This window comes from Spiribacter aquaticus (genome assembly GCF_007625215.1).
In the GTDB taxonomy this organism is placed as follows: Bacteria; Pseudomonadota; Gammaproteobacteria; order Nitrococcales; family Nitrococcaceae; genus Spiribacter; species Spiribacter roseus.
The window spans coordinates 278,568-302,855 of the sequence record NZ_VMKP01000003.1; the positions used below are offsets into that span (position 1 = coordinate 278,568).

Here is a 24,288-nt window from a genome sequence, read left to right on the forward strand (position 1 = left end):
AGGAGTCATCAATGCGTGCGCTGCATGAGTGGTTTGCCACCCCGACCGGGCAGGATCTGGCCGAGCGCGAATCGCGGCTGCTGACGCGGCGGCTCGCCGGGCTCTACGCCCGTCGGGTCCTGCAGGTCGGCGCCTACGGCCAGGGACGCAGTCCGGCCGTGTTCGGTAATGTCCGCCAGTGGGTGGTGGATGACTGGTCCGGTGGACCGATCGACCTCGAGGCCGACAGCCGGGTCATGCCGCTGGCCTCCAGCAGCGTCGATGTGGTGGTGCTGATCCATCAGCTCGAATTCACCGCCGCGCCGCATCAGGTGATCCGCGAGGCGGCGCGGGTGCTCGCGCCCGAGGGGCATCTGCTGGTGATGGGCTTCAATCCCCACAGCCTGTGGGGACTGCGTCGCATCGTCGCGACGGGCCCCGGGACACCGCCATGGTCGGGCCGGTATCTTGCACCGCGACGCGTCGCCGATTGGATGCAGTTGCTCGGGATGGTGCCGCGCCGCCCCGAGGGGCTGGCGATCCTGCCGCCGCCGCTGCGCCGCTGGTGGCAGCAGCAGCACACGGCCCAGCTCCACCGCGGCCGCGAGTCGCTGGGGCCGGGGCTGAGCTGGATCGGCGGCGTGAATCTGGTGATTGGCCAGAAACGCGTGAACGGTGCGGCCAACCCGCCGCAGCAATGGCGACGGCGATTCGAACTCATCCCCGGCGGGCTGAACCAGGCCGGTGCCGGGGCCACCCGCAGTCAAAGGGAGAGCTGGCATGACGCCGGTTGAGATTTACACGGACGGCGCCTGCCGGGGCAACCCGGGGCCAGGGGGCTGGGGCGTTCTGATGCGCTACGACGGGGTCGAGAAAACGCTCCACGGGGGAGAGGCCCGGACCACCAATAACCGGATGGAGCTGATGGCCGCCATCCAGGCGCTGGAGGCGCTGAGTCGCCCCTGCTCGGTGGATCTGACCACTGATTCACAGTACGTGCGCAAGGGCATCACCGAGTGGATGGCCGCATGGAAACGGCGGGGCTGGAAAACCGCCAGCCGCCAGCCGGTCAAGAACCGCGACCTCTGGGAGCGTCTCGATACGCTTTCCCAGCGTCATGAGATACGCTGGCACTGGGTGCGCGGGCATACCGGTCATGATGGCAATGAGCGCGTGGACGATCTTGCCAACCGCGGAATCGATGAGCTGGAAGGGGCAGACAACTGATGCGACAGATTATCCTCGATACCGAGACCACCGGGCTCGAGCCTGAGAATGGTCACCGGATCATCGAGATCGGTGGTTACGAGATTGAACAGCGGCGACCCACCGGGCGACGCTTTCACGAATACCTCAACCCCGATCGCAGCGTCGACCCCGAAGCGGTCGAAGTGCACGGCATCACCGATCAATACCTGATGGACAAGCCCCGGTTCGCCGACATCGCGGCCCGTTTCATCGACTTTGTCACCGACGCCGAGCTGATCATCCACAACGCCCCTTTCGACGTCGGATTCCTCGACAGTGAATTCTCGCGCCTGGGCGCGCAATGGGGACAGCTGGCCGACTACTGCCGGGTCACCGACAGTCTGGCACTGGCCCGGCGCCGCCATCCCGGGCAGCGCAACAGCCTTGACGCACTGTGCCGGCGGTATGCCATTGATAACAGCGGGCGTAGCCTGCATGGCGCGCTGCTCGACGCCGAAATCCTCGCCGAAGTCTATCTGGCCATGACCGGCGGGCAGGTCACCCTGCACCTGGGGGCCCGCGATAATGAGGGGCCGGCCCAGCCGGTGGCGGGCGACCAGGCGGTGAGTGCCGATCGTCCCCGTCTGCTGGTCATCGAGCCCACCGCCGAGGAAGCGGCCGCGCATGCCGCATGGCTGGAGCAGCTTGACCGTGACAGCGATGGCGCATGTGTCTGGCGGTCGCTGACCGGGGAGGCCCGCGCGTGACGCAGCGTTCGCTCAATGCGCCCATTGGCGCGGTCACTTTTGATCTCGACTTCACCCTCTGGGATCTCAACGGTGTCCTCCAGCATGCCGAGGCGGTCTGCCAGGGCCTGCTAGAACAGCATTACCCGGCGGTGGCGGCGCGTTTCGACTCGCAGGGCCTGAGGACCCTGCGTGACGGTATCGCCGCTGAGCGTCCGGATATCGCCCATGATGTCACCGCACTGCGCCGCGCGGCGCTGCGTCGGGCCGGCGAGGTGTCGGGCTATCGGGGCGCGGCCCTGGATACACTGGTGGAGGAGGCCTTTGAGGTATTCCTCGAGGCCCGCCATGCCGTTCGGCTCTATCCGGACACGCTGCCCCTGCTGCGGGCCCTGCATGGCCGCCTCCCCATCGGCGCGATCACCAATGGCAACGCCGAGATCGCCCGCGTGGGGCTGCAGGGGTACTTCGACTTTGCGCTGTCCGCCGTTGATCTGGGCGCCGCCAAGCCCTCACACCTGGTGTTCGAGACGGCCGCGGCACGCGCCGGCGTTGCGCCCGAGCGCATCATCCATATCGGCGACGACGTGCACAGCGATGTCTATGGGGCGGCGACCAGTGGCCTGCAGGCCGTCTGGCTGAATCGTGATGATGCCGGCTGGCCCGATGACGTGCCCGATGTGCCATATACCCGCGTCGACAGCCTCGCGGGCCTCGAGGGCATGCTGCTGGGACTGATCCGGGAGTCGGCGTGATGGCTGAATCGGTACAGGGCTTCGGCCTGATCGTGATCGGGGATGAACTCCTCTCCGGCAAGCGCCGCGACAAACACTTCCCGCACCTGGTGGGCCTGCTCGCCGATCGCGGGCTCGAGCTGCGCTGGGTGCGCATGATCAGCGATGAGCCGGCTCTGGTGACCCGAACCCTCGAGGAAACCTTTGCCGGGGACGATGTGGTGTTCAGCTGTGGCGGCATCGGCGCCACGCCCGATGATCGCACGCGCCAGTGCGCCGCGGCCGCGCTTGGACGGCCGCTGGCGTTTCACCCTGAAGGGGTCGCCATGCTGGAGGCGCGGTTCGGCCGGCCGGTCGAGCCCTCACGCCGGCTGCATCTGGTGGAGTTTCCCGAAGGCGCATCGGTGATCCCCAATCCGGTCAATCAGGTGCCGGGGTTCAGCGTCGCCGGCCACCACTTCATGCCCGGCTTCCCAAGCATGGCCTGGCCCATGATGGAGTGGGTCCTCGATGAGCACTATGCCGGGTGGCAGGACCCGAATCGGCTGACCGAGGCATCGATCATCGTCCACGATGCCCGGGAAAGCGATGTGATCCCGCTGCTCGAGCGCTTCGAGGGGGATTATCCCGAGTTGCGCCTGTCCTGCCTGCCAACGCTGCGCGAGGACGGCCACTCGCTGGAGCTGGGGCTGCGCGGCGCACCGGCCGCGGTGGAGGCCGCCATGCGGGCGCTCCGCGAGGCGGTGGAGGCCATGGGCTTCAGCGTGCGCCCTGCGCCGGTGAGCGGTGGTGATGGCGACTGAGGTGCTCGAGGGGCGAGGCCGCTCGCACCTGCGCCAGACCCTGGCCGTGGTGGCCCTCATGATCATGGCACCGCTGCTCGGCCGGCTGCTCGCCGGCGGCGACCCCGGGGTCTATCTGCGCTTTCCGCCAAGGCCGCTGGAACCGGCGCCGGGGAGTTTCTCGCTGCCGGTCTTCACGCTCTACGCGGTGCTCATCGTCGGCACGCTGCTGCCGTTCGTGGTCCGCATCATTGTGGCCAACCGGCGCACCACCGATGGCGAGCCGGCGCCACGGACAGCGTCGGCAGGATGGCCGCGCTGGGGCAGTGTGGCGCTGGTGGCTCTGCTGATTGTCTGGGTGATCGCCTGGGTGCCCATCCCGGGGCTCGAGGCGCTGCGCCGCTATAGCTTTACGCCCCTGTGGCTCGCTTATATCGGCGTGATCAGTGCCTGGATCCGGCAGCGCGGCGGGCGGGTGCTACTGTGTGAGCAACCCCGGCGGTTTCTGGCGCTATTCCCGGCGAGCGCACTGTTCTGGTATCTGTTCGAGTACCTCAACCAGTTCACCGGCAACTGGATCTATACCGGCACCGGCGTGGCCGAGCATGATGCGCTCAACTGGTTCGTGCGCTCGGCGCTGCCGTTCAGCACGGTGCTGCCGGCCGTGCTCGTCACCCGTGACCTGTTCGCCACCTGGCCCACGCTGTCCCGCGGGCTGGATGATTTCATTCGGATAAGCCCTCCGCGGCCGGTGGCGACCGCCTGGGCGGTGCTGGTGGCGGGTGGTCTCGGGCTTGTGGCGATTGCGATCCGGCCGGATACGTTCTTCTCACTGGTCTGGGTCGGGCCGCCGATGCTGATCGTCGCCATTCAGGCGATCAGCGGCGAGCGTCATCTGTTCAGCGGTGTCGCCACCGGGCAGTGGCGCGATGCCTGGCTGGCGGTGTTGGCGGCACTGTTCTGTGGCCTGTGCTGGGAGCTGTGGAATGTATTCAGTCTGGCGCGCTGGACGTACCATATCCCCAACGCTCAGGTGCTCCACATCTTCGAGATGCCACTGCTCGGGTACGCGGGCTATCTGCCCTTCGGGCTGACCTGCGTGGTGGCGGCGCAGCTGCTGACCGGTACCGACCCCCGGGCGCGTTACGACTGACAATCGCCAAGGATGTCCGTGATGAGTGACTATCGCCGACGCGGCAATCGAACGCTGGCGTGGCTGGCCCTGGCCATCGTCCTGGCCTATGCGGTGCCCTACGGGCTGCTGCGCGATCAGCCCGTATGGCACGGGGCGTTTCTGGTCTGGCTGGTGTTTGGTGCGGTGGCGATCGGTCTGATCGCGCGCCTCGTTTCGGGCTGGCGGCCATGACCCCGGGCCTGATCGCGGCGCTGACCGTCTACGCCCTGATCGGCATTGGCGTCGCCTTCGCCGCGCGCCGTGGGTTGGGCGCGGGGGCGGCGGAGTACTATCTGGCCGGACGCCGGGCGGGTGGCGTCATCTCGGCGCTCAGTTACGGCGCGACCACCTACAGCGCGTTCATGATGGTGGGGCTCGCCGGGCTGACCTATGCTGGCGGTGTCGGCGCCCTGGGCTTCGAGCTGGTGTATCTGGCTGGTCTCGGACTGGTGGCGATCTTTGGCCCGCGGTTCTGGCTGGCCAGTCGCGCTTTCGGCTTCATCACGCCCGCCGAGATGCTCAGTCATCGCTACGCCAGCCGCTGGGTGGGGGCGGTCATGGCGCTGACCGCTTGCGTCTTCCTGATCCCCTACAGCGCGGTCCAGCTCATGGGCATCGGCTACCTGGTCTCGGGGGTGACTGACGCGGCAATCGGCTTTGAGCAGGGGATCCTGATCGGCGCCGCACTGGCGCTGATCTGGACGCTGGCGGCGGGCATGCGCTCGGTGCTCTGGACCGATGCATTGCAGGTGGTCGTGATGCTGGTGACCAGCCTGATCGCGGCGGGCTTCGTGATCGCCGCGCTGGGCGGCCCGGTGGCGTTCCTCGAATCGACCCGGGCCGACCACGGGGAATGGCTGAGCGTGCCGGGTCCCGGCCTGTTCAGCCTGACCACGTTCATTGGCCTGACCGTGCCGTGGTTTTTCTTCTCGATCAGCAACCCGCAGGTCAGTCAGCGGCTGTTCACCACCGAGTCCATCGGTGCCATGCGCACCATGCTGCTGGGCTTTCTGATTCTTGGCTTTGTCTACACCCTGATCTCGGTCATCTGGGGATTCTCCGCCCTGCAGCTGGTGCCCGATCTGGACCAGCCCGACCTCGCCACACCGCGTCTGCTGGCCACCGATGCGGTCCCGGCGCCGGTGGCGATCGTGCTGGTGGTGGGGATCGTCGCCGCGGCCGTGTCCACGGTGGACTCGATCCTGCTGAGCCTGTCCGCGCTGGCCGCGCGGGACCTGTATCGACCTCTCGCCCCGAGCGGTGGCCATCAGATGATCGCCGGTCAGGCGGTGATACTGATCGTCACCGCACTGGCCATCCTCTTTGCCCGGCTGCAGCTCGACCTGATTACCGTGCTGTCGGTGGCGGCGTCGTCGGGGTTATTGGTGACGGTGCCGAGCATTGTCGGCTGCTTTTTCTGGCGGCGGGGTACGGCAAGCGGCGCCATTGTCAGCATGCTCGGAGCGGGCGTGGTGGTGACGGCCCTGCAGCTGACCGGTTTCGATCCACTGGGCATTCCCGCCTCGATCTGCGGCGGCGCACTCGCCGTGGCCCTTTTTGTGGGCATCAGTCTGGCGACCCGGGCGGATTCGGCCCGGGCGGATGCGTTTCTGGCGCCGGTCGAGGCGGGACTCGCGGAGCACCGCATCCGCTGATCAGTCGGTTCCGGAGGACTCCGCGCCCGCCAGCAGATCCCGGCGCAGTCCGCGGGACAGCGGATCGTCGGCATCCAGCCAGATCCCGAAATACGCCGCGGCAAAATCGCCGCCGGACACCTGACCGACCGGCTTGCCGTTGAATGCGAGGCGTGTCCCCTCACCGGGAATGTATTCCATGCGGTAGCGATCGCCGTCCGAGACGGCCTGGAACAGCGCGTGGAAGCGGTCGATCTTTGGCTGAAGCCGGGTCTGCCGGGCCGGACTCAGCTGCTCGTCGAGCTTGGTGTTGGCGGCCCGGATGATGTCCTCGGCACTGATGTCGTGGAAATATTGAATCTCCAGGCGCCGGGGCGTGTCCGTGGCCAGTGCCTGATCGGCATCCGCATCGGGCGGCAGATACAGACCCGCGGCATAGACGGTGAACACGATCCGGTATTTGGCGACGCCCGTGCCGGTCAGGCGCAGTCGCTCACCGGCCTGCTCGATGCGTTCATCGAAACGCGCGCCGTTCTGCTCCACCGTGGCACCCGTCAGCGTCGGGACCATCAGCATGATGACGGTGAGTCCCGCGATCAGTGGGTTACTCATTGTCTGCCTCCCCGGCATCGTCGCGCCGGAAGAACAGCGTCACCGTCCCGACCCGGAAGCCGAACTTGGTCACCTCGGCGGTGTTCACCAGGGTGTTGTCGTCGTGCAGATACATCCAGTCGTCGAACTGCACGTTCCAGGTCCGGTCGCCCACTTCGAGGGCGAGGGTGTACTGCCAGTTGAAGGCATTGCCATAGCGCTTGCCCTTGGCCACGCCGACCACATCACCGGCCGTGCCCTCATAGGTGTGCTCGTCGATGCGCTCGATCTCCCAGACCCGGCGGTCGGTTTCGCCATCCGCATAGGCAAACCGTTCATCCAGGGTGATCCGGTCGCCCTCGACGGTCCCGGTAATGTCCACGGTGAACCGCCGCTTCACCTCGCCGCTGCGCGACTGGAACATCCCCCAGGCGGTCACCTCGCCGTCGAAGTATTCCTCCAGGCGCAGTTCGGGTGAGGTGCCCGCGTAGTCCTCGGGCGCTACGCCCGCGCAGCCGGCGAGGACAAGGGTGACCGCTGTGATAAGGGACAGGGCCAGCAGGCGAAGTCGCGTCATGAAAACCTCCGGGGCATGCGTTGATAGATTGGGTTATGCCTCATTTGACCCTATCATGCACGTAGAATTCTTAACCGTGGGATGCGCCATGTCAGACGATCAAAGCCTTCGGGAGCTGGCCGCCAGCGCGGACGTTGTCGTGTTTCATTCCACCGTCACCGACCTGGGCGGGCTTGATGAGCTGCTCGAGGACTCGGGGCGCGACTGGCGGGCGGTGGAAATGGGCATGGGTTCAGCGGAAAACCGCGAGCAGTTCGGCCGTCTGAAGGCCCTGACCGGCTCCGCGACATTGCCCCAGGTGTTCATCGGGGGCCACTTTATCGGTGGTCTGCGCGCCGCCAGCGCCCGTCTGCAGGCCGAGGGGCGGCACCGCATGGCAGCGGACTGGATAGGCTATCTGGGCCTGATCCCGTTCGCCGCCACCGCGGCGGGTCCCTGGCTGGGCATGGCCTGGACCAGCGACTGGCTGCTCGCCTATGGCGCGGTGATCCTGTCGTTCATCGGCGCGATCCATTGGGGGCTCGCCATGGGTCAGCGCAATCCGCCGCCAGCCGCTTTCTACACCTCGGTGATCCCGGCGCTGGTCGCCTGGGTGGTGCTGATGCTGCCAGTGATCATCGCATTGCCAGTGATGGCCGCGGCCTTCATCGCCTGGCGCTACGGCGAGTATCGATTCGTTGAGCCCACGCTGCCGCGCTGGTTCCGGCGACTGCGCACGGTGCTGAGTGTGGGGGCGGCCGTTGCCCTGGCGGCCGGATGGCTGGCGCTGCTGCCGTTCACAGGTACGGCGTAAACAGCCACGCGATGGCGTCGCGGATGCGCGGCAGCATCGGTCGCTCGTCGAGTTCGCTGAGTGTCACGCGGTGTGCCTGGCGCCGCGCCGCCTCGATATGGCGGGCCATGCGCCCGCCGAAGTCCGTGTCATAGACCTCGAGCATGATCTCGAAATTAAGCCGCAGGCTGCGGGCATCGAGGTTGGCGGATCCGACCTGAGTATAATGCCGGTCCACCACGATCAGCTTGGTGTGATCGAATGGGCCGGGCTGGTAGTAGACGCCGACGTTCCATTTGACCAGCTCCCAGAGCATGTTGCGGCTCGCCCAGTGCATGAATGGCAGATTGTTGTGGCCGGGCAGGATGATGTCGACACGGGTGCCGCGCACGGCGGCCGCCTGCAGCGCCGCGACCAGCTCCCGGGGTGGAAGGAAGTAGGGCGTCATGATGGCGATATGCTCGCGCGCGGCCGCCACCGCCCCCACCAGCACCATGGTCAGCCGATGCAGGTCCTCGTTGGGGCCGTCGACCAGGGTGCGACCGAGGGCGGTGCCACCGGCCGTCGGCGCGCTTGATGATGGCAGATCAGGGCGCTCGCCGGTAATGAACTCCCAGTCGTCGAGGAAGACATCCTCGAGCTGCCTGGTGACCGGTCCGTTGACGCGGAAGTGGATATCGCGGATGCCCTCGCGGCGATCCGGCCGCTCGATGAGATGGCGATCGCCGATGTTCATGCCACCGACGAACACCGTCCCGCCGTCGGTGATGAGCAGCTTGCGGTGGTTGCGCAGGTTGATGACCGGGCTCGGTGGGATCAGCCGCGGGGGCAGGAAGCGCTCGACGCGCACGCCGTCACGGCGCAGGCGATGGCGGATCGCCGGCCGGTTGTAGAATTCGCCGGCGCCGTCCAGCAGCACCCGCACGTCAACGCCACGCGCCGTGGCGGCGGCCAGCGCATCGGCGAATCGCTGGCCGGTCTGATTGCTCTCGAAGATGTAGGTGGACAGATAGACCCGGTCGGTGGCCTGCTCGATGGCTTCGAGCATCGCGGGGTAAGCCGCCTCTCCGCCAACCAGACTCTCGATGCGGTTGTCGTGGGTCATGGGCAGCCCGGTCACCGCCCGCGAGATCTGGGCCTGAGTGCGAAAGGCGGTCGGGATGGATTCGGGCACGCTGGCGTTCGCCACGTCGAGCCCGGCCAGCTGCTCGCCGCGCAGGCGTCGGGCGCGCATGCGGATGCGGTTGATCCCCAGCAGGTAGTAAAAGATCGGGCCGACCACCGGAAACAGCAGGCAGAAGGCGATCCAGCCGAACGCCGCCGCCGGCTCGCGCTTGAACAGCAGCGCGTGGACGGCGCTGGCGGTCGAGACGAGGGCGACAGCCACCACGAGAATCCATTGTACCGGCTGCATTGTCTGCGCCCCTCTCCAAGACTACTATCCCAATGAGGTGTCCATCCCCACAGTGAGGGTGCCATGTTAACCCTTCGACGTATCCTGCAAACCGGCCTGCTGCTGGCGGCTGCGGGCCCGGCGGCCGCTGCACCCTCGGCCAGCCTGCCCGTACCGGCGGCGCTGGAGCCGGCCATTGCCTTCTGGGAACGCATCTACACCGACGTAGGGGTGGGTGAGGGCGTGATCCATGACACCGACGGGCAGATGCGGATCATCGCCCGTATCGATGTGCCGCGACCGCCCCAATGGCAGGCCCGCCGCGACGAGATTGAGGCGGCGTTGGCGCGGCATCGCAAGGCATTGAACGCCGCAGGTTCGCCGGCGCTGGCCGAACGGCTGCGTTTTCAGGGCGGGCTGCGCGAGCGTTTCCGCGAGGGGCTGGTGCGCTCCGGGCGCTGGCGGTCGCATATTCGCACCGCACTGGCTGAACGCGGTGTGCCCGCGGCACTGGCGGCACTCCCCCACGTCGAGTCGTCGTTCAATCCCCGGGCCCGTTCGCACGCCGGTGCCGCTGGCCTGTGGCAGTTCACGGCCGGCACCGGGCGCCGGTTCCTGCGTATCGATCCGTTGATCGACGAGCGGCTTGACCCGTGGCGGAGCACCACTGCGGCGGCCGCGCTCCTGGCCCACAATTACGCCGAGATCGGCCACTGGCCACTGGCCATCACCGCGTACAACCACGGCCTCAATGGCATGCGTCGTGCGGTCCGCGCTGTCGGCTCGACGCACTACATGGAGATCCGCGAGCACTACGAGGGGGCGCGTTTCGGGTTTTCATCGAAGAATTTCTATCCGGCCCTGATCGCCGCTGCCCGGGTGGACCGGGATGCCCGCAGGTACTTTCCCGATCTGGAGCGCGAGGCACCGGCCCCGGTCATGCGCGTCGAGCTGCCGCACTACACACCGGTCGATACCCTGCTGACGGAGCTGGCCATCGACCGGGGCACGCTGCAGCGCCTCAACCCCGCCCTCGGTCCGTCGGTCTGGGACGGCCGCAAGTTCATCCCACGCGGCTACGGTCTGGTCCTGCCGCGGGCGGATCAGGGCGACTGGGCAGCTGCGGTGGCGCGACTGCCCGGGGATCGACTGTATCAGGATCAGCGCCCCAGTCAGGTGCATCGTGTGCAGGCCGGACAGACCCTGTCCGGCATTGCCATGCGATATGACGTCGATGTCCCGACGCTGATGGCTGCCAACGGCCTTGCCGATCCACGCCGGCTGCGGGCCGGCCAGCGCCTGGATCTGCCCCTCGCCGGGTCCGACCCTCGCAGCGTGGGCCGCCGGCAGTATGAAGTCCGGCCGGGGGACACCCTCGGTGGCATCGCGGTGCGTCACGACGTTGGCACCGATCAGCTGATGCGTCTGAATGAACTTGATCATCCCGACCGGATCCAAGCCGGCCAGCAGCTGATTGTCAGCCGCGCCGCGTCGGTCGCCGTGGTCGACATGGCCGACGAGCCCTGATAAGAGGGACGTTCCGGATGAACGCAACCAGGTTCTCGAGATGATTGAAGCCATCAAGCAGTTCTACGAAACGCGGATCAACCCGGGTGCAGCGACCGCCGACGACCCGGAGCCGCATCGGCTGCAGCTCGCCACCGCGGCACTCCTTATCGAAATGGCGCAGGCCGACAACCAGCGCCATAGCGTCGAATTCCAGGCCATTCACGACGGCATCATCGAGGTCTTCGAGCTCACGCCCGAGGAAACGTCAGAAGTCATCGATCTGGCCGATCAGGAGGTCCACGAGGCGGTGGATCAGTTTGAGTTCACCCAGCTGATCAACCAGCAGTTTGACTACGCCCGCAAGTGCCGGGTGGTGGAGCTGCTATGGCGCGTATGCCTTGCCGACGCCGAGATGGACCGCTACGAGGAGCATCTGGTGCGCAAGATCGCCGAACTGCTCTACATCGAGCACAGCGACTTCATCGCCGCCAAGCTCAAGGTCCAGCGGGACTACACCGCCACCAGTCACCTTGGCGACTACGACGACTACGAGTAATGGCGGCATTCCGGGCCCGACAGGTTGCGCGCATCCGCGATGCGGTCGCGGCGGGTCGCCAGGCGGTCCGCCAGGCCGATACCCGCGATCGGCTGACGTTTGCCCGGGCGTTTGTTGATGCCGGAGGGCCGCAGGTCCCCGGTGATCGCAGTGGCGAGGCCAGTAAGGCGCTGGCCGAGCGGCTGATGCAGGCGGTCACGGCGGGCCGCACCCGGGCCGTCGATGATCCGGATCTCGATCGCGAACTCCTGCGGGCGCACAACGAAACCGACTGGGCGCTTGCCCTCGATGACGAGCGGGTCATCGGGTTTCTGCTCGATCTGCCCGAAGCGGCCCTGGAAACGCCAACCGTCGAAGCCCTGGCGCATCAGAGCCAGGGACTCGGACCGGGGGTGTTCAGGAAGGCCGATATCCTGGTCCTGCAGCCGGAGTGCGACGGCGCCCGGTTCATCCCCGTTACTGATCACGACATCGAGTGCTGAGGCCCGCCGGCCCGGGTTGACTTGTGCCTGTGTTGGGTTAAGCTGGCGTCAATTACACAACATGTAGTGGGCATCGCGAGGAATCCCGATACATGTTGTGGATAACCGCCGGCAAGCCGCCTCTGTCGCGGTTCCCGAGATGAATCGACCAGCGCAAGGAGACTCCCATGACGACCGCAACAAAATTGCGTGCGCTCCCCAAGGCCGTAACGGATATCCCCATTCAACCCGCCTCGGCGGATATCTGGGACAAGAAGTACCGGCTCAAGTCCAAGGAAGACGTGGTCGTCGACAAGACGGTTGACGATACCTACAAGCGGGTCGCCCGAGCGCTCGCCGATGTCGAGCCCGAGAAAGACCGTGAGCACTGGTACGAGCAGTTCCTCTGGGCGCTGCGCCACGGGGCCATCCCCGCCGGCCGCATTACGTCCAATGCCGGTGCCTGGGACCACAAGCCCGCCACCTCGACGATCAACTGCACCGTCTCGTCCACCGTGGGCGATTCCATGGACGACATCCTCGACAAGGTCCATGAGGCGGGTCTGACGCTGAAGGCCGGTTGCGGCATCGGTTACGAGTTCTCGACGCTGCGCCCCAAGGGCGCGTATGTCTCCGGTGCCGGCGCCTACACTTCGGGGCCGCTGTCGTTCATGGATATCTACGACAAGATGTGCTTTACGGTGTCGTCCGCCGGTGGCCGTCGCGGCGCTCAGATGGCGACCTTCGACGTCGGCCATCCCGACGTCATGGACTTCATCCGCGCCAAGCGCGAGGACGGGCGGCTGCGTCAGTTCAATCTCTCGCTGCTGATCACCGACGGCTTCATGCAGGCCGTGCGCGAGGGCAGCGACTGGCCGCTGGCGTTCCCGATCAAGCCCGACGAGGCCGAGAGCGAGGGCGTCGATGTCAACGATCCCGATCAGGTCCTGTGGCGCGAGTGGCCCAACCGCAAAAGCGGCTATCTGACCCGCGAGGACGGGCTGGTGGCCTGCCGGATCTATCGCTGGGTCAAGGCGCAGCGGATCTGGGACATGATCATGACCTCGACCTACGACTATGCCGAGCCGGGGTTCGTGCTCATTGATCGCGTCAACGAGATGAACAACAACTGGTTCTGCGAGGAAATCCGCGCGACCAACCCCTGCGGTGAGCAGCCCCTGCCGCCCTATGGCGCCTGCCTGCTGGGCTCGGTCAACTTGACCAAGTTCGTCCGTGAGCCCTTCACCGAGCGCGCCCATTTCGACTGGGACGAGTACCGCCGGGTGGTGGCGCTGTTCACCCGCATGCTTGATAACGTGGTGGAGATCAACGGTCTGCCGCTGGACAGGCAGCGCGAGGAGATCGAGCGCAAGCGCCGTCACGGCATGGGCTTTCTGGGGCTGGGCTCCACGGTGACCATGCTGCGCATGAAGTACGGCGAGCCGGAGTCGCTGGCCTTTACCGAGGACGTCTCCCGCGAGATGGCCCTGGAGGGGTGGCGCGAGGCGCTGCGCCTTGCCGAGGAAAAGGGCCCGGCGCCGATCATGGAAGAGGATTTCACGCTCACCGAGCGCATGATGGCCTGGCGCCCCGAGCTGCGTGATGCCGGCTATAAGGTGGGTGACAGCATCAAGGGTCGGGTGCTCTGGGGGCGCTACAGCCGCTACATGCAGCGGGTCGCCGGCGAGGCGCCGGAGCTTGTCGACGCACTGGTCGAAAAGGGGGCCCGGTTCACGCACCACACTTCGATCGCGCCCACGGGCACCATCAGCCTGTCGCTGGCGAATAATGCCTCCAACGGCATCGAGCCGAGCTTTGCCCATCACTACTTCCGCAATGTGATCCGGGAGGGCAAGAAGTCGAAGGAGAAGGTGGACGTATTCAGTTTTGAGCTGCTTGCGTATCGCACGCTCATCAACGAAAACGCGCTGCCGAGCATGGATGCGGAGACCCGCAATCTGCCCGACTACTTCATCGCCGCTGACGATGTGACGCCGAAGCAGCACGTCGACATCCAGTCCGCGGCCCAGAAATGGGTGGACTCAAGCATCTCGAAGACCGCCAACGTGCCCACCGAGTATCCCTACGAGGACTTCAAGGGCATCTATCAGTACGCCTACGAAAACGGCCTCAAGGGCTGCACCACGTTCCGCTTCAACCCTGAGGCGTTTCAGGGTGTGCTGGTCAAGGAGTCGGATCTGGAGAACACGATCTATCGGTTCAAGCTCGAGGATGGTCGCACCGTCGAGGTGAGAGGCGGCGACGAGGTCGAGTACGACGGCGAAGTGCACACCGCCGCGAACCTCTATGACGCCCTCAAGGAAGGGTACTACGGGAAATTCTGAGGACACACGCCATGGCAGTAAAAATCGATACCAAGATCGTCGACTACGAAGTCGGTCAGGCCGACGCCGAGGCCGAAGCCGCGGCGGCCAATGACGCCGGCGCACCCTCCGCGGCCGCCATCGAACACATGCACGAGGAGCTGCAGCGCCCGGAGCGACTCGAGGGGCAGACCTACAAGATCAAGACGCCCCTGTCCGAGCATGCGCTGTACGTGACGGTGAACGATCTGATCCTCAACGAGGGGACCGAGCACGAGCTGCGCCGGCCGTTCGAGGTGTTCATCAATTCCAAGAACATGGACCACTTCCAGTGGATCGTCGCTCTGACCCGCATCATCTCGGCGGTGTTCCGCAAGGGCGGGGACTGCACCTTTCTGGTCGAGGAACTGCGCAGCGTGTTTGATCCACGCGGCGGATATTTCAAGAAGGGTGGTCGGTTCATGCCGTCGCTGGTTGCCGAGATCGGCGAGGTGCTCGAGCAGCATCTGCGCTCCATCGGCATGATCGAGTCGGAGGGCCTCGATGAGCACCAGCGTCGGTACATCGAGCAGAAAAAGGCCGAGGCCATGGCGCGGGGTGAACAGGCGGAGACCGCTGAGCCCGCGGACGAGGCCCGCGACGATGGTTATCCCGCCGGCGCCGAGCTGTGTGGCAAGTGTCACGTCAAGGCGATGGTCGTCATGGACGGATGCCTCACCTGCCTCAACTGCGGCGACAGCAAGTGCGGCTGACCGCAATGGCCTGACGGATCGGGGCGACCGATGAGCGGTGGCCCCGGCTGATCGCCGGCTTGCTAGTCTGGAGCCATGCGCTCCCTCTCCCGATGCGTTCCCCCGTACCGTCAGACCGGCAGCTCGCTGGTGGAGGTTCTGGCGGCCTCGAGCCTGCTCGCCATGGGCGTGCTGGGCCTGGTGATGGGCCAATCGCGAGCCTCCCTTGACCTGCGCCAGATGCATGAACATGTCCAGGCGCAATTTCTGGCCATGGACCTGGCCGAGCAGGCCCGCGCCTACCGTCCGGGGCCGCTGCCGGCCAGCCGCCTCATCGCCTGGCGCGAGCGGGTCGCCGAGCAGTTGCCCCGGGGTGAGGCCCGCGTGCAATGGCCCGGTCCCCCGCCCACTCCGGGCACATTGACCATCACCTGGCGTGTCAGCGACCGGTCGGATCCCGGGTCCCTGAACTACGTGTTTCGCCCATGATCGGGCCCGCCCCGCGGCAGCGGGGGTTCACCCTGATGGAACTGCTGATCGCCTCGGCACTCGGGGCAATGGTCGTGCTCACTGCCGGCGAGGTTCTGGTGATGTCGCGGGCCATTGAACGGGCCGATCAGACGGAGGCTGAGCAGTTGGATGCGTTGCATCTGGCGCTGACACTCATGGCGCGCTCGGTGCGGCAGGCGGGCTATCCGGGCTGTCACCCGAGCAGGCGTCAATCATTGATCCGTGCCGGCCATGACTGGCTCGAGCCGGTGGTCGCCACCGGCGATGGCCTGACCCTTCGGTCAATGCGCCACCAGACACAGGCCCGGGTGAACGACGCGCCCACGCGCCGCGATCGCCTTGTGCTGGATCGGCGGCATGGCATTGCACCGGGTGCGCCGGTGATGGTGGTCAACCGGCGCGGCACGGACTGCGTGCTGTTCCGTCATGCCGGCGACGACCCGTCCGTGTTGAACCGTGGCCCCGGCGTGGCGGGTATCAACGAGCGGCCCGCCCGGGGGCATGGCCCGCTGGGCGAGGCCATCGAAATCCTCGTGCCGGCGCGGACCGAGTACTACATCGACACCTCGGTGGGCGGTGACCGCCTCAGCCTTTTCCGCCGCCGACGGGCAAACAGCGGTCACCGTGAGGAGCTGGTGGTGGGCGTGGAATCGCTGAGCGCCACCGCAGGGGTCGACATCGTTGGCGATGGCGCTGTCGATCGCTGGGTGTCGGGCAATGCCGACCTGGCGGGTGCAGCGGTGGTGGCGGTCCGCATCCGGCTGCGGGCCCAGTCGGTGGATCTGGCCACCACCATTGCGCTGCGCAACGGTCGCCCATGAGACGCCGGCAACGCGGGATCGCGCTTGTCGGGGTTCTGGGCGTGGTCTTGATCGTCTCGCTCATTACGCTGACGGCACTCGAGCGCGCCCGTCTGCAGATTCGCACCGTCACGGCGACCATCGATCAGGCCCAGGCCCTCGAGGCGGCGGAGTTCGCCCTGCGCGAGGCGGCCCGGCAGGCCGCGCAGTGGTCCCGGCCGGCCCTGCAGCCCACGCCGGTGCCCCGCCGGCGTGCCTGGCGGGCGGTGCTTATGGCCGAGGGCCGGACGCTGTCGCTGCCCCACCGGACAGACGATGGCGCGCCACCCCTGCGGGTTCTCGTCGAACGACTTCGCCCGGTGAGCAGGCCCGACTGCAGCGACGGTGGCTGCGGCTATCGCATCTCGGCGCTCGCCGGTGGCCGTGGTGCCACCCGGGCCAGTGTGCTGCTGCAGGCGAGGCTCGTGGACGGTTCACCGCTGCGAACCTGGCGGGCGCTGCAGTGATATCCTTGATGCTCATCCGTGCCGGGGGGAAGTCGAGAGATGTCGCGCATCGTTTACGTCAACGGCGAGTTTCTGCCTGAGGACGCCGCCTGCCTGTCCGTCTTTGATCGCGGCGTCCTCTTTGCCGATGCGGTCTACGAAGTCACCGCCGTGGTGGATGGCGGGATGGTGGATTTCGAGGCCCACCAGCAGCGGCTGTGCCGAAGCCTTGCCGAGCTCGGCATCGATTTCGACCTCCGGGCTGCCGGACTGCTCGAGCTGCATCGCGAGCTCATCCGCCGTAATGCCCTGAACGAGGGGCTGGTCTATCTGCAGGTCAGCCGAGGCGTGGCGGATCGCAGCTTTCTCCAGCCCACCACCTGCCAACCCTCGGTCGTTCTCTTCACCCAGGCCCAGTCGCTGCTCGAGACCGCCGCCACCGGGACCGGGCTGAGGGTGATCACCCAGCCGGATCTGCGCTGGCACCGGCGTGACATCAAGACCACCCAGCTGCTCTACCCATCAATGATGAAGACCCTGGCGGTGGAGCAGGGTGCGGATGATGTCTGGATGGTGGAAGGGGGAACGGTCACTGAGGGCAGCTCCAGCAACGCGCACATCATCCGTGCCGATGGGGCGCTCGTCACCCGGCCTACGTCGCCGGATATCCTCCACGGGATCACCCGCGCGGCGGTTCTGGATTACTCGCGGGAGACCGGCGCTGCGGTCATCGAGCGCCCATTCACGGTGGCCGAGGCCCAGCAGGCGCGCGAGGCGTTCATCACCAGTGCCACGGCGTTCGTGACCCCGGTGGTGGCGGTGGACGGCGTGGCCATCGGTGATGGCAGGCCGGGGCCGGCCACCCACCGGATCCGCTCGCACTATATTCAGCGCAGCCGCGAGCGGCTGCAGTACTGATTACTCGGGCTTTGCCCCGCCCATCACATCGATGAGCCGCTCGCCACGCGGCAGGCCGCGCACCAGGCGGATATCGCCACTGTCGTCGCGGTAGTAGACCGAGGGCGTACCGCGAATCCCCAGCCGGCTCATCAATTCGTTATTGGATGCCACGGCCTGCTGACTGGACGCCGGGATGGACTCGGCGGGTGGCGTGCCACCACTGTCGAAACGGGCCTCATGTTCGGCCAGTGCGGCGGCCGGATCATCCGCCGCCAGCAGAGTCGCGGCTTTGCCGAGACTGCCCTCGCGCAGGACACCCACCATGACGTGGCGGATCTGCACGGCCCCGGCATCCACCCAGTCGCGGGTCTGCTCGTAGAAACGGCTGCAGTAGGGGCAGTTCGGGTCGGTAAAGGCATAGATCACACGCTCGGCCGAGTCGCTGCCATCGGCGATCCAGCTGGCGTTGGCCACCTCATCCCATTCGCTCTGTGGCCGCGCGGCGTTGGCTGCCGCGGACAGGACCGGCTGGGACAGGTTGGTGCCGTCACCGTCGAGGAGTGTGCCCACGACCACATGATCCTGAGCGTTGGTGACATAAGCGGTAAGCGTCTGACCCTGAAAGCTCACGGTATACCCGGTGAGTCCGCCCGGTGCATCAAAGGTCTCACCGATGGTCGCCCCCCGGTCCTCCAGGGCCGCGATCGGATCGGGCAGTGCCGAGTCCTGGGCCTGGGCGCCGGCCAGGCCGGGGATCAGAAGAATGAGGGTCGCAAGTATCGATCGGATCATGCCAGGTGGCCTCCGGTGGCGGGCTTGGGGGCTAGCGGCTGTGGGGGCGAAAAAACCCCCGGCTCGCGGCGCGGGCCCGGGGGTTGCAGGGCATTGACGCGGACGGGTGTCAGCCGCTGGCACGCACCCAGGCGCTGCACCAGCCGTTGGTGTTGACCGCCTTGCCGGGGAAGGCCGTGCAGCCGCCCCACTCGTCGCCGCGGCTGCCGAGATAGAGACGGCAGTTGGCGCAGACGGCGTCCGGCTCACGCATGTCGTCCTTTTCAGTGGCGTCATGCACATAGTTGAGGGCGATCGCCTGGGGATCGTCCTCGGAGAGCTTGGGCATGTCCTGCGCCAGGGCGTTGGAGCCGCGCAGACCCATGTAACCGATGGGCGCAGCGGCAATGCCCATCAGCGCGCCCCGCAGCAGGCGCCGGCGATCGTTACGGAAGTTATTGTCAGTCATTGATTTTCCCCTTGATGGTCATCAGGAAATTGATTTGTAAACGTTTCAATCTCCATACGTACGGTAACCGCTGCGACGGCTGCGGGAAAGCCTTGGGGCGGCAGGAGTTGATCTGGGGCAAGTTCGATTCCGGCGCACGGGTCGGTCATTCGGGCACACAGATCTGGCCCCGACTGGCGGCCCGGATGGTGAGTACGATCAGCCATGCAATCACCGCGCTGGTGACTGCGAGCAGCAGCCCGCTCAGGCCCAGGGCCCAGTTCGCGGCTGTCTGCTGGTAGTAGACCATCGCGGCGATGGTCATTGCGGCCAGCGGGAAGGAGTAGGCCCAGAACGACAGAAAGAACGACAGGGCGGCAAACCGCCGGACCTGCGTGACTAGCAGCAGCGTCATGAACAGCGCGGTGTTGAACAGGATACGACTGAACGGATCAATGTCGCCGACCATTCCCTCGTAGGCGATGAAGCCCACGGCGGGCGGCGCGACCAGGATGAACAGCGTTGGCAGGAGCCGCCCCGGGAGCGGGTCATGGAAGATCACCCGGTAGAAAATAATGGTCAGCAGGATGATCCAGAAAACCAGGCCAATGCTGAAGAAAAACCACGAGATCGAGACTTGGCCATGGGTCATGCCGGCAATGGGGATGAGGATGTTGCCTACCGCGGGAATGAACCAGGCCGGGTTGATGTGGATGATCTGAAAGTGCTCGTGATGCATCCAGCGATTGACGATGAACAGTGTCAGCACCAGATGCAGCGCCGCGCCGATGCCCCACAGCACGATCGAAAGGTCGGGCAGGGAGTGGCGTGTAGCGGTGCCCAGCAGAATCAGGCTGATGCTGATGGTGGGGAAAAAGCTGAGTTTGACCGGATGATCGAGCTCCGCCCGCACCGCGTCACGATAGCGGACCGCTTTGAGGGCATAGGCGAGCAGTAGCACGGTGAACAGTCCCCCGGTCAGGACCAGAAGGCCCTGACCGATGGCGGGGGACAGCGGGAGCATTGCCGCGGATTTCTGCCAGACCAGTGTCAGGCCCGACAGGCCCATCACCATGGCGAACAGGGCAATGGGCAGGTGCTGCAGTCGCGAATGTTCGCTCATGGATCAGGCGGTTTTCCTCAGTAACAGTTGAACGGGCGGATAAACGGCGCAGGCCGCGGCAAAACCGATGCCCACGCCCGCCGCAATGATGGCGAGATAATCGACCAGACTCTGCAGCTGGGGCAGGCCGGCGCCGGTCCAGACGGGAAAGTACAGCGCCGCCGCCAGGCCCAGCACAACGCCGATGGCGGCCGCCGTGCGGAGCCCGCGTGCCACGTTCAGGCGCCGATGCCGGCCGATGACGATGGCCAGTAGCAAAAGATCGGCCGCAATCAGGACTCCCAGCGGCAGAAGGATCGGCCGGAACAGCTCGAGAACAACGGCCAGAATGCCAAAAATCGAAAATTCCATGACAGGCCTCCTTATACCCGGCCGCGCATCATCGCGTTGTAGGCGGCATGCAGCATGCGTTCCTTGAGAAACCATGGAGCCCACTGCGGCTCGAACGGATTGAGGAAGTCGAACGAGGGCGTCATCTCGAGGCTGAAGTCGAACTCGACCAGCATGGCCTGGCCCTTCTCGGTAATGAGCGGGCAGGAGGTATAGCCCGTCCATTCCATGGGGAGTTCGCGGTCCTCGATGGCGGCCACCACGTTGTCGGCGACCACCGGTGCCTGGGCCTTGACACTGGCAGCGGTCTTGCCCACCGGCGTGCCCACCACGTCACCGGCGCCGAAGACGTTCGGGTAGCGGCGGTGCTGCAGACTGTACTGATCCACTTCCATCCAGCCCTGGAAGTCGCCTTCCTGCCAGCCCAGATCGCCATAGCGGATCATGTCCGGGGCCGACATGGGCGGTACGACATGGATGAAGTCGTAGTCGATGGTCTGCGCCCCCTCCGGCGTGCCGAAGGTCGCCCGCCGGTTGCCCGGGTCGATGCCGGTCAGCGGATGACTCCAGTCAATGGCGATATCCCGCTGTTCGGGGAAATAGCTTTTGAGAAACTCGTGGATGTCGGGCTGCGAGAACAGCCCCTCACCGGGCGGCAGATAATGCATCTCCGCCTCGGCCCGGGTGCCGTTGTTCTGCAGCTCATCCTCGATGAGCATGGTCACCTTCAGCGGTGCGCCGGCACATTTGATCGGCCCCGGGGGACGGGTGAAAAGCCCGACGCCGCCTTCATCGATATACTGCCGGGCCGCCTCCCAGGTGCGCGAGGCATTCTGTGGACTGGCATAGACACAGCCGATTCCGTCGCTGCCAATCAGGCTTGGGTCCATGCCCTCGATCTCATCGAAGTTCAGTTGCAGCCCGGTGGTGACGACCAGATAGTCGTAGTCGACCCGACTGCCCCCCGACGTCTCGACCTGGTTGCTGTCGGGGTGGAAGGCAACGACGTCATCGCGGATCCATTCCGCCTGATCGGGGATGTATCGGGCATTTCGATCCTCAACCTGGGCAGGTTCCCAGATGCCTGTGCCAACCAGCGTCAATCCGGGCTGGTAGAGATGGATCTCGCGGCTGTCGATGAGGGTGATGCGGGCGCCGTCCAGCTGCCGGCTCAGACGGGTGGCGATGGAAAGCCCCGCGGCGCCGGCACCGGCGATGACGATGCGCGCATTGGTCGACACCGCCCGGGCACTGCCGCTTTTGAAAAGGGCGCCGCCGGCGATGCCGCTGGCGGCCGCACCGGCGGCCATGGCGGAACCGGCAAGAAACCGCCGGCGGGAGGTCTTTACGGGATTTGAATCAGTCATTCTGTCCTCCTAGGGGAAGGTCTTTATGCCTTCATGCCATGATCATGGCGCGGCAATCGGTGGGGGGACAGTGACAATGTCACCGAGCCCCGGCGTCATCTCTGCAAGACTGTCGGACTATCCATTGAAGACGGATAGCCATGGATAACGATAACCCCCCAAGTGAGTCCTCACCCTGCCTGGTGCTGGATGCCGTTTCCCCTGCCGTCCTTGGGGCAAGCGTCATGGATCGGCTACGCCAGCTGGCGACCCAGCATGCTTCAGTTCCCGCAGGGACCACCCTCTACCGGCAGGGTGAGCCTTTTCAGGCGATCTATGCGGTGCGCGTCGGGGCCGTCAAAACCGTTGTCAACGATGCTGCCGGCGACGGGCAGGTCCTGTCCTTCCGTCTGCCGGGTGAATTCTTTGGCCTGACCGCCATTCATGCCGGTCACTACGTCAACACCGCCATTGCCCTTGAGCGAACCGCCGTGTGTTCGCTGTCCTTTCCGGCGCTGTCCCGCGTCGCCGATGAGCACCCGGCGCTACGGCGTCAACTCATGCGCCTGATGAGCGGGGTCATCCTCAATGAGCAGGATGCCCACGCGGCCCTGGCCGGTCATGCGGCACCGGCCAGGCTGGCGTTCATCCTGCTGGCGCTGCGCCGTCGCATGCCCGAGCCAGAGGCTTCGGCCGAGACCCTGCGATTGCCGATGTCGAGGGCGGATCTGGGGCAGTCGGTCGGGCTGACGCCGGAGACGACGAGCCGGGTCTTCGGTCAGTTCCGGCGCCACGGCCTGATTCACGCGAGCGGCCGCCGGGTGCGGTTCCTGGATACGGTGCGTCTGCAGGCAATGGCCGCCTCGATCAGTCCAGCGGCGCCCTCCCGTCAGGTCCCGCAGAACGTGGCGGGCACGACCTCGGCCAACGACGGCGGCCGTTGCAGCCAGGCCGCCGACGGCGGGGGGTGATAGGGCGACTGGAGCGCGTCGATCAGTTGCCGGGCCGGCGCCATGTCGCCTTGCCGGGCGGCGTCGAGGGCGGCTTCGACCTGATGGTTGCGGGGAATCACGGCCGGATTGGTGTGGTTCATCCGCGACTGGCGTGTGGATTCGGCAATGCCCGCCGCCTGCAGACGCGCGGCGTAATCATCCATCCATTGCGCCAGGGCGTCGTCGTGCCCCAGCCACTCGCCCATCGCCCGGCACTGGCCGGGTGAATCGGGCCGGTCTGTGGCGAGCACCCGCCAGGTGTTGGTGAAGTCCGCTTCATGCCGGGCCATCAGTCCAAGCAAACGCTCAGCGAGCTCGGCATCTTCCCCGGTGGCTTCCTCCCCGACGGCCGGGTCCGTGCCTCCGCGCAGGTCCGTGAGCCCCAGTTTGGCTGACAGTGCGCGGTTGTAGTGCGCCTCGAAGCGGCCCGGGTAGGTGGCAAGGATCCGCTCCGCCCGCTGTGTGGCGCTCGCTTCATCGGGGTCGAGCAACGGCAGCAGGCATTCGGCCAGACGCGTCAGGTTCCAGTGCCCGATGCGCGGCTGCTGGTTCCAGGCGTAGCGCCCACGCACATCAATGGAGCTGTAGACCCGATCGGGCCGGAATCCGTCCATGAAGGCACATGGGCCGTAGTCGAGGGTTTCGCCACTGAGGGTCATGTTGTCGGTGTTCATCACCCCGTGAATGAAACCCACCCGCAACCATTCGCTGATTAGCGCCGCGGTGCGCTCGACCACACGGTCGAGCAGGGCGGCGGCGCGCTCGCTGGCCGAGGCATCGCGCCAGTCCGGGTCATGCCAGTCGATGGCCATGTCGACCAGTGCCTGCAGCCCGTCGGTATCGCCGCGATGGGCGAAATACTCGAAACTGCCAAAGCGCAGATGACTGGCCGCGACGCGGGTCAGGACCGCGCCGGGCTCGGGGCCGAACTGCCGCTCGAGCGTTGCGCCGGTGGTGGCCACGGTCAGCGCCCGGGTGGTCGGGATACCCAGCGCGTGCATCGCCTCGCTGACGATATACTCCCGAAGCACCGGCCCGAGCGCCGCCTGTCCGTCGCCGCCACGCGAGAAAGGCGTGCGTCCGGAGCCTTTCAACTGCAGGTCAACGACGGCGCCGTCACGGGTGGTGACCTGTCCCAGAATCAGGGCCCGGCCGTCGCCAAGCTGCGGCACCGGCTGGCCGAACTGATGCCCGGCATAGGCCAGTGCAACGGGTCGTGTGCCGGCGAGGGGCCCGTTGCCGGTCCATAGCGCGGCGGCATCGGCACCCTGCAACCACGATGGCGCGATGTTGAGGGCTTCGGCGAGTGGTTCATTGACCAGCAGCAGGGCCGGCGCCGGAGCGGGGGCCGGGTCGCAGTGTGCGTAGCCAGTCGCCGGGAGTGCGTCGGGATAGCGGTTGTCGAGTGTGAACTGCGTCATAACGTCACCGT

The 24,288-nt window shown here is 66.3% G+C and carries 28 protein-coding genes; 19 read left to right on the top strand and 9 right to left on the bottom strand.

The genetic code is table 11. The features are described 5' to 3' along the window. The first annotated feature begins 11 nt into the window (after positions 1–11). The 8 genes from FPL11_RS07860 to FPL11_RS07895 are packed head-to-tail and all read left to right on the top strand — an operon-like array spanning position 12 to position 6,258. The gene (locus FPL11_RS07860; protein ID WP_144348115.1) at positions 12–773 is read left to right on the top strand and encodes a class I SAM-dependent methyltransferase; all 762 of its coding nucleotides are present in this window, start codon (positions 12–14) and stop codon (positions 771–773) included. Next, the gene (rnhA, locus tag FPL11_RS07865) at positions 760–1,206 is read left to right on the top strand and encodes a ribonuclease HI (protein ID WP_144348116.1); all 447 of its coding nucleotides are present in this window, start codon (positions 760–762) and stop codon (positions 1,204–1,206) included. The genes FPL11_RS07860 and rnhA overlap by 14 nt, the downstream gene beginning before the upstream one ends. Further along, positions 1,206–1,934, top strand: coding sequence for a DNA polymerase III subunit epsilon (gene dnaQ, locus FPL11_RS07870; RefSeq protein ID WP_144348117.1), 729 nt, complete (start codon positions 1,206–1,208; stop codon positions 1,932–1,934). Before rnhA ends, dnaQ begins: the two co-directional genes overlap by 1 nt. Then, a complete protein-coding gene (locus FPL11_RS07875; protein ID WP_144348118.1) occupies positions 1,931–2,668 on the top strand; it encodes an HAD family hydrolase in 738 nt (245 codons plus the stop codon). Before dnaQ ends, FPL11_RS07875 begins: the two co-directional genes overlap by 4 nt. Further along, positions 2,668–3,450 (top strand): competence/damage-inducible protein A, encoded by a 783-nt coding sequence (locus FPL11_RS07880; protein WP_144348119.1) that lies wholly within the window; start codon positions 2,668–2,670, stop codon positions 3,448–3,450. The genes FPL11_RS07875 and FPL11_RS07880 overlap by 1 nt, the downstream gene beginning before the upstream one ends. Then, entirely contained in the window at positions 3,440–4,582 is a 1,143-nt protein-coding gene (locus FPL11_RS07885; RefSeq protein WP_144348120.1) for a hypothetical protein, read from the top strand. The genes FPL11_RS07880 and FPL11_RS07885 overlap by 11 nt, the downstream gene beginning before the upstream one ends. A gap of 21 nt (positions 4,583–4,603) precedes the next feature. Further along, on the top strand, positions 4,604–4,795 hold the full coding sequence (locus FPL11_RS07890) for a hypothetical protein (RefSeq protein ID WP_144348121.1): 192 nt from the start codon (positions 4,604–4,606) through the stop codon (positions 4,793–4,795). Next, positions 4,792–6,258 (top strand): sodium:solute symporter family protein, encoded by a 1,467-nt coding sequence (locus FPL11_RS07895; RefSeq protein ID WP_144348122.1) that lies wholly within the window; start codon positions 4,792–4,794, stop codon positions 6,256–6,258. The genes FPL11_RS07890 and FPL11_RS07895 overlap by 4 nt, the downstream gene beginning before the upstream one ends. On the opposite strand, the gene FPL11_RS07900 is transcribed toward FPL11_RS07895, so the two are convergent. Both FPL11_RS07900 and FPL11_RS07905 read right to left on the bottom strand, forming a co-directional pair. Continuing rightward, complete coding sequence (locus FPL11_RS07900) at positions 6,259–6,849, bottom strand: chalcone isomerase family protein (protein WP_159308496.1); 591 nt, start codon at positions 6,847–6,849, stop codon at positions 6,259–6,261. Beyond that, the gene (locus tag FPL11_RS07905; protein WP_144348124.1) at positions 6,842–7,405 is read right to left on the bottom strand and encodes a DUF3833 domain-containing protein; all 564 of its coding nucleotides are present in this window, start codon (positions 7,403–7,405) and stop codon (positions 6,842–6,844) included. Before FPL11_RS07905 ends, FPL11_RS07900 begins: the two co-directional genes overlap by 8 nt. A gap of 88 nt (positions 7,406–7,493) precedes the next feature. Between FPL11_RS07905 and FPL11_RS07910 the strand changes: the two genes are divergently transcribed. Then, a complete protein-coding gene (locus FPL11_RS07910; RefSeq protein WP_159308495.1) occupies positions 7,494–8,198 on the top strand; it encodes a DUF3429 family protein in 705 nt (234 codons plus the stop codon). On the opposite strand, the gene FPL11_RS07915 is transcribed toward FPL11_RS07910, so the two are convergent. Continuing rightward, complete coding sequence (locus tag FPL11_RS07915; protein ID WP_144348126.1) at positions 8,182–9,591, bottom strand: phospholipase D-like domain-containing protein; 1,410 nt, start codon at positions 9,589–9,591, stop codon at positions 8,182–8,184. The two genes, FPL11_RS07910 and FPL11_RS07915, sit on opposite strands and share 17 nt — an antisense overlap. 63 nt (positions 9,592–9,654) lie before the next feature. On the opposite strand from FPL11_RS07915, the gene FPL11_RS07920 reads away from it, so the two are divergent. The 9 genes from FPL11_RS07920 to FPL11_RS07960 all read left to right on the top strand — a co-directional run bounded on the left by FPL11_RS07920 (position 9,655) and on the right by FPL11_RS07960 (position 17,864). Continuing rightward, entirely contained in the window at positions 9,655–11,097 is a 1,443-nt protein-coding gene (locus tag FPL11_RS07920) for a lytic transglycosylase domain-containing protein (protein WP_144348127.1), read from the top strand. A gap of 40 nt (positions 11,098–11,137) precedes the next feature. Then, positions 11,138–11,635 carry a tellurite resistance TerB family protein gene (locus FPL11_RS07925; RefSeq protein ID WP_069134196.1) on the top strand — a complete coding sequence of 166 codons (498 nt, stop codon included), beginning with the start codon at positions 11,138–11,140 and terminating at the stop codon, positions 11,633–11,635. Further along, on the top strand, positions 11,635–12,117 hold the full coding sequence (locus FPL11_RS07930; protein WP_144348128.1) for a hypothetical protein: 483 nt from the start codon (positions 11,635–11,637) through the stop codon (positions 12,115–12,117). Before FPL11_RS07925 ends, FPL11_RS07930 begins: the two co-directional genes overlap by 1 nt. A 167-nt stretch (positions 12,118–12,284) precedes the next feature. Next, positions 12,285–14,441 (top strand): adenosylcobalamin-dependent ribonucleoside-diphosphate reductase, encoded by a 2,157-nt coding sequence (locus FPL11_RS07935; RefSeq protein ID WP_069134198.1) that lies wholly within the window; start codon positions 12,285–12,287, stop codon positions 14,439–14,441. Positions 14,442–14,452: 11 nt separating this feature from the next. Beyond that, positions 14,453–15,172: a TSCPD domain-containing protein gene (locus FPL11_RS07940; protein WP_069134199.1), complete on the top strand. Its 720-nt coding sequence runs from the start codon at positions 14,453–14,455 to the stop codon at positions 15,170–15,172. Positions 15,173–15,247: 75 nt separating this feature from the next. Beyond that, positions 15,248–15,640 (top strand): type IV pilus modification PilV family protein, encoded by a 393-nt coding sequence (locus tag FPL11_RS07945; protein ID WP_144348129.1) that lies wholly within the window; start codon positions 15,248–15,250, stop codon positions 15,638–15,640. Next, on the top strand, positions 15,637–16,482 hold the full coding sequence (locus tag FPL11_RS07950; protein WP_159308503.1) for a PilW family protein: 846 nt from the start codon (positions 15,637–15,639) through the stop codon (positions 16,480–16,482). The genes FPL11_RS07945 and FPL11_RS07950 overlap by 4 nt, the downstream gene beginning before the upstream one ends. Continuing rightward, on the top strand, positions 16,479–16,967 hold the full coding sequence (locus FPL11_RS07955; protein ID WP_144348131.1) for a hypothetical protein: 489 nt from the start codon (positions 16,479–16,481) through the stop codon (positions 16,965–16,967). Before FPL11_RS07950 ends, FPL11_RS07955 begins: the two co-directional genes overlap by 4 nt. 39 nt (positions 16,968–17,006) lie before the next feature. Next, on the top strand, positions 17,007–17,864 hold the full coding sequence (locus FPL11_RS07960; RefSeq protein ID WP_144348132.1) for a D-amino-acid transaminase: 858 nt from the start codon (positions 17,007–17,009) through the stop codon (positions 17,862–17,864). On the opposite strand, the gene dsbG is transcribed toward FPL11_RS07960, so the two are convergent. The 5 genes from dsbG to FPL11_RS07985 all read right to left on the bottom strand — a co-directional run bounded on the left by dsbG (position 17,865) and on the right by FPL11_RS07985 (position 21,885). Further along, a complete protein-coding gene (gene dsbG / locus FPL11_RS07965; RefSeq protein ID WP_144348133.1) occupies positions 17,865–18,638 on the bottom strand; it encodes a thiol:disulfide interchange protein DsbG in 774 nt (257 codons plus the stop codon). A 109-nt stretch (positions 18,639–18,747) separates the two neighbouring features. After that, positions 18,748–19,086, bottom strand: coding sequence for a high-potential iron-sulfur protein (locus FPL11_RS07970; RefSeq protein ID WP_144348134.1), 339 nt, complete (start codon positions 19,084–19,086; stop codon positions 18,748–18,750). 145 nt (positions 19,087–19,231) lie between these two features. Continuing rightward, positions 19,232–20,188: an SLAC1 anion channel family protein gene (locus FPL11_RS07975; protein WP_144348135.1), complete on the bottom strand. Its 957-nt coding sequence runs from the start codon at positions 20,186–20,188 to the stop codon at positions 19,232–19,234. 3 nt (positions 20,189–20,191) lie between these two features. Beyond that, the gene (locus FPL11_RS07980; protein ID WP_144348136.1) at positions 20,192–20,539 is read right to left on the bottom strand and encodes a DUF5368 family protein; all 348 of its coding nucleotides are present in this window, start codon (positions 20,537–20,539) and stop codon (positions 20,192–20,194) included. Between the two features lie 11 nt (positions 20,540–20,550). Beyond that, positions 20,551–21,885 (bottom strand): NAD(P)/FAD-dependent oxidoreductase, encoded by a 1,335-nt coding sequence (locus FPL11_RS07985; RefSeq protein ID WP_144348137.1) that lies wholly within the window; start codon positions 21,883–21,885, stop codon positions 20,551–20,553. A gap of 224 nt (positions 21,886–22,109) precedes the next feature. On the opposite strand from FPL11_RS07985, the gene FPL11_RS07990 reads away from it, so the two are divergent. Further along, positions 22,110–22,835, top strand: a complete 726-nt coding sequence (locus FPL11_RS07990; RefSeq protein ID WP_159308494.1) for a Crp/Fnr family transcriptional regulator — start codon at positions 22,110–22,112, stop codon at positions 22,833–22,835. On the opposite strand, the gene FPL11_RS07995 is transcribed toward FPL11_RS07990, so the two are convergent. Then, a complete protein-coding gene (locus FPL11_RS07995) occupies positions 22,754–24,277 on the bottom strand; it encodes a protein adenylyltransferase SelO (RefSeq protein ID WP_144348139.1) in 1,524 nt (507 codons plus the stop codon). The two genes, FPL11_RS07990 and FPL11_RS07995, sit on opposite strands and share 82 nt — an antisense overlap. Between the last annotated feature and the right edge of the window lie 11 nt (positions 24,278–24,288).

What these genes read in the sequence shown, in the direction of transcription:
- FPL11_RS07880 (WP_144348119.1), top strand. Translation starts at nt 2,668, where the DNA reads ATGGCTGAATCGGTACAGGGCTTCGGCCTGATCGTGATCGGGGATGAA.
- FPL11_RS07920 (WP_144348127.1), top strand. Translation starts at nt 9,655, where the DNA reads ATGTTAACCCTTCGACGTATCCTGCAAACCGGCCTGCTGCTGGCGGCT.
- FPL11_RS07885 (WP_144348120.1), top strand. Translation starts at nt 3,440, where the DNA reads ATGGCGACTGAGGTGCTCGAGGGGCGAGGCCGCTCGCACCTGCGCCAG.
- rnhA (WP_144348116.1), top strand. Translation starts at nt 760, where the DNA reads ATGACGCCGGTTGAGATTTACACGGACGGCGCCTGCCGGGGCAACCCG.
- FPL11_RS07890 (WP_144348121.1), top strand. Translation starts at nt 4,604, where the DNA reads ATGAGTGACTATCGCCGACGCGGCAATCGAACGCTGGCGTGGCTGGCC.
- FPL11_RS07915 (WP_144348126.1), bottom strand. Translation starts at nt 9,591, where the DNA reads ATGCAGCCGGTACAATGGATTCTCGTGGTGGCTGTCGCCCTCGTCTCG.
- FPL11_RS07985 (WP_144348137.1), bottom strand. Translation starts at nt 21,885, where the DNA reads ATGACTGATTCAAATCCCGTAAAGACCTCCCGCCGGCGGTTTCTTGCC.
- FPL11_RS07975 (WP_144348135.1), bottom strand. Translation starts at nt 20,188, where the DNA reads ATGAGCGAACATTCGCGACTGCAGCACCTGCCCATTGCCCTGTTCGCC.
- dnaQ (WP_144348117.1), top strand. Translation starts at nt 1,206, where the DNA reads ATGCGACAGATTATCCTCGATACCGAGACCACCGGGCTCGAGCCTGAG.
- FPL11_RS07995 (WP_144348139.1), bottom strand. Translation starts at nt 24,277, where the DNA reads ATGACGCAGTTCACACTCGACAACCGCTATCCCGACGCACTCCCGGCG.
- FPL11_RS07905 (WP_144348124.1), bottom strand. Translation starts at nt 7,405, where the DNA reads ATGACGCGACTTCGCCTGCTGGCCCTGTCCCTTATCACAGCGGTCACC.
- FPL11_RS07950 (WP_159308503.1), top strand. Translation starts at nt 15,637, where the DNA reads ATGATCGGGCCCGCCCCGCGGCAGCGGGGGTTCACCCTGATGGAACTG.
- FPL11_RS07910 (WP_159308495.1), top strand. Translation starts at nt 7,494, where the DNA reads ATGTCAGACGATCAAAGCCTTCGGGAGCTGGCCGCCAGCGCGGACGTT.
- FPL11_RS07935 (WP_069134198.1), top strand. Translation starts at nt 12,285, where the DNA reads ATGACGACCGCAACAAAATTGCGTGCGCTCCCCAAGGCCGTAACGGAT.
- FPL11_RS07980 (WP_144348136.1), bottom strand. Translation starts at nt 20,539, where the DNA reads ATGGAATTTTCGATTTTTGGCATTCTGGCCGTTGTTCTCGAGCTGTTC.
- FPL11_RS07970 (WP_144348134.1), bottom strand. Translation starts at nt 19,086, where the DNA reads ATGACTGACAATAACTTCCGTAACGATCGCCGGCGCCTGCTGCGGGGC.
- FPL11_RS07955 (WP_144348131.1), top strand. Translation starts at nt 16,479, where the DNA reads ATGAGACGCCGGCAACGCGGGATCGCGCTTGTCGGGGTTCTGGGCGTG.
- FPL11_RS07940 (WP_069134199.1), top strand. Translation starts at nt 14,453, where the DNA reads ATGGCAGTAAAAATCGATACCAAGATCGTCGACTACGAAGTCGGTCAG.
- dsbG (WP_144348133.1), bottom strand. Translation starts at nt 18,638, where the DNA reads ATGATCCGATCGATACTTGCGACCCTCATTCTTCTGATCCCCGGCCTG.
- FPL11_RS07990 (WP_159308494.1), top strand. Translation starts at nt 22,110, where the DNA reads ATGGATCGGCTACGCCAGCTGGCGACCCAGCATGCTTCAGTTCCCGCA.
- FPL11_RS07930 (WP_144348128.1), top strand. Translation starts at nt 11,635, where the DNA reads ATGGCGGCATTCCGGGCCCGACAGGTTGCGCGCATCCGCGATGCGGTC.
- FPL11_RS07900 (WP_159308496.1), bottom strand. Translation starts at nt 6,849, where the DNA reads ATGAGTAACCCACTGATCGCGGGACTCACCGTCATCATGCTGATGGTC.
- FPL11_RS07860 (WP_144348115.1), top strand. Translation starts at nt 12, where the DNA reads ATGCGTGCGCTGCATGAGTGGTTTGCCACCCCGACCGGGCAGGATCTG.
- FPL11_RS07945 (WP_144348129.1), top strand. Translation starts at nt 15,248, where the DNA reads ATGCGCTCCCTCTCCCGATGCGTTCCCCCGTACCGTCAGACCGGCAGC.
- FPL11_RS07925 (WP_069134196.1), top strand. Translation starts at nt 11,138, where the DNA reads ATGATTGAAGCCATCAAGCAGTTCTACGAAACGCGGATCAACCCGGGT.
- FPL11_RS07960 (WP_144348132.1), top strand. Translation starts at nt 17,007, where the DNA reads ATGTCGCGCATCGTTTACGTCAACGGCGAGTTTCTGCCTGAGGACGCC.
- FPL11_RS07895 (WP_144348122.1), top strand. Translation starts at nt 4,792, where the DNA reads ATGACCCCGGGCCTGATCGCGGCGCTGACCGTCTACGCCCTGATCGGC.